Origin of the sequence: Fulvivirga aurantia (assembly GCF_009711475.1) — a bacterium.
Classification (GTDB): Bacteria; Bacteroidota; Bacteroidia; order Cytophagales; family Cyclobacteriaceae; genus Fulvivirga; species Fulvivirga aurantia.
On the sequence record NZ_SMMD01000727.1, the window covers coordinates 1 to 6,627 of the forward strand.

The following is a 6,627-nucleotide window of genomic DNA, read 5'->3' on the forward strand; positions in this document are numbered from 1 at the left end:
GGCTTTGTTAAATCAAAAAGAAGATCCCTGATTACTAAGCCTTTCAGGATTAGTAAGCTTATATGCCAAAAAGATCCCTACCTACGCAGGGATGACGAACTCGAAGAGAACAGTGATATCGACTAAATAAGCCTTCCACGCCCTGGAAGGTCTGAAAAACCCTCACAAAAACTTTATTTAAATTTAATCTAAATAAGGTTTGTCAATTACCCATCCACCACTATATTTGCATCGTTATTTTTAATCAGTCCAAATAAACAAACAATGAAGAAAACAGCCTTATTTCTATTAATATCATCATTTTTTGCAGTATCATGCTCTGATGACGACAACGAAGTAAACCCAACAGTCGAAGCACCTGCGACATATTCTTTCGAGAGAAACGGAACCAGCACAGTATCATTTAGTGGTCAAACTACGCGTATCGCTATGGCCGAAGAGCTTACAAGCGATTTGAAGAATTTCGAATCTGCAACAAAAGAAGCTCTTTTGGAGATGTACAGAAACGAAACCGCTGATGGTGGTGATGCCAACCCTTTTTCTAAAGCAGAGCTTAATGAATCCACAAAAAGCGTTAAAAGCAAAACCGCTGCCTCTAAAGATTATTTCTCAGCCAACGCCACTGAATCTGCTGAAATAAAAGCGGATTTTGAAACGTGGATCAACGCTCAGATTGACGAGGTATTTCCAAATGAAAACACAGCTGCATCTGCTGGAGTAGCGGGACAGATTGCCGATGGCAACTCTACAAGATATGTAAATGCTAAAGGTCTTGAATACAACCAATTAGTAGGTAAATCACTTATCGGTGCATTGATGACAGACCAAGCACTTAATAACTACCTGAGCACAGCTGTGCTTGATGAAGCAGATAACAGAACCGAAAACGATAATGATGTAGTAGCAGATGGTAAAAACTACACTACTATGGAGCATAAGTGGGACGAAGCTTATGGCTATCTATACGGTGCCTCTGCTGATGCTGCTAATCCTAATGCGACTATCGGAGACGATGACAGCTTCTTAAATAAATATATTGCCAGAGTAGATGGAGACAGTGATTTCGCAGGTATTGCTGATGAGATTTTCGATGCTTTCAAATTAGGTCGTGCTGCTATTGTAGCGGGTGATTATGACTTAAGAGACGCACAAGCTGACATTATCAGAGAAAAGGTATCTGAAATCATTGCAGTAAGAGCAGTATACTATCTTGAAGCAGGTGCAGACGCCATAAGCAGTGAATCTTACGGAACGGCCTTCCACGATCTTTCTGAAGCTTACGGATTTATCTACAGCTTGAGATTTACAAGAAATCCGGCTACAGATGCTCCATATTTATCAAAAGAAGAAGTAGATGGATTCTTAGCGGCTATGCTTGCTGACGGAGAAAATGGCCTTTGGGACGTAAAACCAGAGACACTAACAACGATTTCTGCAGCCATTGCTGCAAAATTTAACTTTACAGTTGCTCAGGCAGCTTCTTAAACATAAATTTGCACAACTTTTATTTAGATTAAATTTTAATAAGGGTATGAAAAAAGTATTGTCGGTCTTTTTAGTGGTTTTAGTATTCTGGGCATGCTCAGAAGATGGAGAGCCAACCATTGAAGAAACGCCATCAGATAATTTTGATAGAAAAGCTATGTTGGTCAATTGGGCCGACAATATTATTGTACCTGGATATACAGCCTATGCTGAAAGCACTACCAATCTGGTGGAAGCTAAAGATGCCTTTATCACGCTCAGCAATGAAGACAATCTCGCTGATCTAAGATCTGCTTGGAAAGACGCTTACATTGCATGGCAAAAGGTTTCGATGTTTGAAATTGGTAAAGCTGAGCAAATCACTTTACGAGCCTATACAAACATCTTCCCTACTGATGCTTCTGAAATTGAGTCAAAAATCACTCAGGAGGATTTTGACCTTAGCTTGCCGTCATCTCGTGATGCTCAGGGATTTCCTGCACTAGACTACCTTCTTTATGGAGCTGCCGAAACAGACGCAGCCCTTGTCGCTAGATTTAATGAAGAACAGGCGCTGAAAGATTATTTAAGCACAGTTACTGATAAATTAAACAGCCTGGCAAAAACAGTACTCAATGATTGGGAAAATGGATACAGAACTACTTTCGTAGAGAAATCCGGTTCTGATGCCAGTAGTTCTGTAAATAAGTTGCTTAATGACTATATGTATTATTATGAGAAAGCGCTAAGAGCGGGAAAAGTAGGCATACCGGCCGGTGTATTTTCTGACGGTGGCACATTGAGCGATCGTGTGGAGGCTTATTACAACAGAGAAATTTCTAAAGAGCTTTTAATGACTGGTCTTCAGGCTTCAATTGACTTCTTTAATGGGGTGCATTTCGATGGCACCACAGCGGGAGAAAGTCTTCATTCTTACCTGGATTTTGTACAGACGATCAGTGAGGGCGAAAACCTTAGTGCGCTTATCAACAACCAATTTAACAGCGCTTCAGATAAAGGAAATACCCTAAACAACAACCTGTATGAGGAAGTAGAAACTAACAACACCGCCATGTTGCAGACTTATGATGAGCTACAAAAAAATGTTGTTCTCATGAAGGTTGATATGTTTCAGGCACTTAACGTAAAGGTTGATTTTGTTGACGCTGACGGTGACTGATGACGCTAAATGTTAATACGTATTTCTCTCAAACAACTAAGGCTGCACCATTAGCAGCCTTTCGTATTTTCTTTGGTTTAATGATGTTTGCCAGTATCGTGCGGTTTTGGAGCTACGGCTGGATCGACAAGCTTTACATACAACCTAAATTTTTCTTTTCTTACTACGGCTTCGAGTTCGTTCAGCCGCTTGGCTCATGGACCTATCTGCTTTTTGCCGTTTGTGGGCTTTCTGCCCTATTGGTAATGGTTGGTTATCAATACCGCATGGCCATCGTTACTTTCTTTCTCAGCTTTACCTACATCGAGCTGATGGACAAAACAACTTATCTCAATCACTACTACTTCATCAGCATTCTGAGCTTTTTAATGATCTTTTTACCCGCCAACAGATACTTCTCTGTAGATGCCAAACGTAATGATTTGTTAGCTTCCGAATATATCCCTAATTGGTCTATTGATGCTATTAAGCTTTTGCTAGTGATCGTTTATTTCTATGCCGGTTTGGCCAAACTCAACTCGGATTGGCTACTAGAAGGCATGCCCCTTAAAATATGGCTACCCTCTAAATACGATCTTCCGTTTTTGGGTGATCTTCTACAGAAGCAATGGGTGATTTATGCCTTTAGCTGGGGTGGTGCCATCTATGACCTGGCAATACCCTTCCTACTTTTACACAGGCCGACCAGGGTATTCGCTTTTGTACTCGTAGTTATTTTTCATGTTCTCACACGCGTGCTATTCCCGATAGGCATGTTTCCTTATATCATGATTGTAAGCGCAACTATATTTTTTGATGCGAACTTTCATAACCAGGTACTTCAGAGGCTTGCGTCATGGTTCAAAATCAACAAAGCCAGGTTTGATAATGGTAAAGTACTCGTACAAAACTGGGCTGGCAAACACCGTTTAAAACTTGGCTTGCTGACTTTATTTTTTGTATTGCAACTTGCATTTCCTTTCAGGCACCTTGCATACCCGGGAGAGCTTTTTTGGCATGAGCAGGGTTATCGTTTTTCATGGCGCGTAATGCTCATGGAAAAAGCGGGATATGCACAATTTAAAGTTGTTGATGGAGTAAGCGGTCAGCAGTTCTATGTTGACAACACAGATTTTCTATCGGCTTTTCAGGAAAAGCAAATGGCTACCCAACCTGATTTTATACTGCAATATGCCCATTTTTTGAAGGAGCATTTCGAACAACAGGGCCATGAGAATGTAGAAGTATATGTGGAGAGTTACGTAGCACTCAATGGCAGAAGAAGTCGGCCATACATCGATCCTGAGGTAAACCTGGTACCTGAAGAGGAATCGTTTAAAAATAAAAATTGGATATTACCATTCGAAGATGACATCAAAGGTTTATAGTCTATTAGGCATATTTTTAATCTTAAGTTTTAGCGCAAGCGCACAGTTTACCCTTACCGGTACTGTTAAAGATGCATCTGTAAACAAACCGATTGCAGAGGCTGAGGTATTTAACAAAGAAACTAACTACCTGCAGCGCACTAACCAGAAAGGTGAGTATACTTTTAAAGATCTTGAAGAGGGTACTTATACGCTGGTTGTGTTTGTGGCCGGATACAATCCTGCACAGCAGCAGATAACGATCACTGGCGATAGTGAGTTAAATTTTGCTTTAGAACCCTACAGCATCGAACTCTCAGAGGTGGTTATTAACCAAAAGCGAGAAGAAGCCTTTAGCCTTAACAGGCTTAATCCTGTAGAGGGAACAGCCATTTATGCCGGTAAAAAATCTGAAGTGGTATTGCTAGACCAGACTGTTGGCAACCTGGCAGCTAATAATGCGCGACAAATTTACTCTCAGGTGGTGGGATTAAATATTTATGAAAATGGTGATGCTGGTTTGCAGCTCAATATTGGTGGTCGTGGCCTTGACCCTAACAGAACCGCTAACTTCAACACACGCCAAAACGGTTATGACATAAGTGCCGATGTGCTCGGTTACCCCGAAAGCTATTACACCCCTCCAGCCGAGGCTTTGAGTGAAATTCAGGTGATCAGAGGTGCTGCCTCACTGCAATATGGTACACAGTTCGGTGGGTTAATTAATTTTAAACTCAGACGACCAAATCCGGTGAAGAAATTGGAATGGGTTTCCCGACAGACGTATGGTTCATATAACCTTTTCACCAGTTTCAACAGTCTAAGCGGTACGGTAGGTAAGTTTAGTTACTACACCTACTTCAACTACAAGCAGGGTGATGGCTTTAGACCAAACTCAGAATTCGATTCTAAAAACTTTTTCGCTTCTCTCAATTACGCGCTTTCTGATAAAACAGACATTACTTTAGAAACCACCTACCTCAAATATCTGGCGCAACAGGCCGGTGGACTTACTGACTCATTATTTAACGCTGATCCTACCATTAGTACTCGTGAGAGAAATTGGTTTGAAGTAGACTGGAGGCTGATCGCGCTTAAGCTCAAGCACAAGTTTTCTAGTAAAACTGATTTTTCTCTCAACCTCTTTGGTTTGGATGCCGAAAGAAATTCGGTTGGTTTTCGGGGTAACCCAAAATCACCACAAGATAACCCGGTTGACTCAGAATACGACCCTAATGACATCACAAGAGACCTAATAAAAGGAAAGTTTCAAAACTGGGGAGCTGAGGCTCGTTTATTAAATCGCTATGTGGTAAAAGGTAAGGATGCCGTATTTTTAATAGGAGCCAAATACTACCAATCGCAAAACACCTCCCGACAAGGGCCGAGCAGCAATGGTTTTGAACCTGACTTTGAGTTTGCAAATGACCAACACCCCTCCTATCCCAACCAGTCAGATTTCGAATTTCCTAATCTCAACCTCTCGTTGTTTGGTGAAAACATCCTTTTCATAAATGAGAAGCTATCTATCACACCCGGCTTTAGAATCGAACACATAAAAACAGAGTCGATTGGAGAGTACACCGAAGTGCGATATGACCTTGCCGGTAACGAAATTTTTAGAAAAGACACGACAGACAACCGTGTATTTGACAGAAACTTATTGCTACTAGGGTTAGGTGCCAGTTATAACTACTCCAACAACCTGGAGGTATATGGTAACATTTCGCAAAACTATCGTTCTGTCACTTTTAGCGACATCAGAGTAGTGAGTCCAACATTTTCTATTGACCCAACCATCACTGACGAGGAAGGATTTACTGCTGATTTGGGAGTTCGCGGCAAATGGAATAAGCTTATCTCTTATGACATAAGCACCTATGCCTTAAAATATAATGACCGCATAGGCACCGTGCTTGTTTCTACCGGCCCTGACAAGGGAAGTCGCATTCGTAAAAACATTGGAGATGCACTTATATATGGTGTAGAAGCTTTTATTGACTGGAACCTGATCAACACACTTAGACTTGACAATTACCGCTATCGCCTTAGTCCGTTTGTTAATATTGCCCTGACTGACTCTGAGTATATAAAAAGCGATGAAAACAATGTGGAAGGTAAAAAAGTAGAGTTTATCCCTAGGGTAAACCTGAAGACTGGTGTGAAATTTGGCTATAAAAATCTATTGGGAAATCTACAATACATCTACCTCTCTAAGCAGTACAACGATGCTGAAAACAACGAGATACCTGAAGCGGGTGACAGCCGTGAAGGAGTAATCGGACCTATACCTTCTTATGGTGTTTTGGACCTTTCGATGAGTTATAAATTTAGAAAGTTTAAGCTAGAGGCCGGTATCAACAACCTATTAGATGAGAAATACTTCACCAGAAGAGCCACAGGCTACCCCGGCCCGGGCATTATCCCGGCAGAACCAAGGACCTACTATGCGACCTTAGAATTTAGGTTGTAGCTATCTATTAGATCATAAGTTCCGTAGACTAAATGTAAACAGCCCATAATTACTTAATTTAGACATTTTGGTATATGCTAAATATCAACTAGGGCATATATACTTGGATGTTAGCAGCAACACCGCAGATGAGATCAATTTTAATCTTAACATTAATATTAATC

4 protein-coding genes are annotated in these 6,627 nt (G+C 41.0%); all 4 read left to right on the top strand.

Annotation, left to right across the window (positions count from 1 at the left end):
- Positions 1-264: 264 nt before the first annotated feature.
- From E1176_RS08400 to E1176_RS08415, 4 genes are read left to right on the top strand one after another with little or no spacing between them, the layout of a single operon-like run.
- Entirely contained in the window at positions 265-1,485 is a 1,221-nt protein-coding gene (locus E1176_RS08400; RefSeq protein ID WP_155210163.1) for a DUF4856 domain-containing protein, read from the top strand.
- 46 nt (positions 1,486-1,531) lie between these two features.
- On the top strand, positions 1,532-2,644 hold the full coding sequence (locus E1176_RS08405; protein WP_155210164.1) for an imelysin family protein: 1,113 nt from the start codon (positions 1,532-1,534) through the stop codon (positions 2,642-2,644).
- Positions 2,644-4,011, top strand: coding sequence for an HTTM domain-containing protein (locus tag E1176_RS08410; protein WP_155210165.1), 1,368 nt, complete (start codon positions 2,644-2,646; stop codon positions 4,009-4,011). Before E1176_RS08405 ends, E1176_RS08410 begins: the two co-directional genes overlap by 1 nt.
- Positions 3,992-6,463 (top strand): TonB-dependent receptor, encoded by a 2,472-nt coding sequence (locus E1176_RS08415; RefSeq protein WP_155210166.1) that lies wholly within the window; start codon positions 3,992-3,994, stop codon positions 6,461-6,463. The genes E1176_RS08410 and E1176_RS08415 overlap by 20 nt, the downstream gene beginning before the upstream one ends.
- The last annotated feature ends 164 nt before the right edge of the window (positions 6,464-6,627 follow it).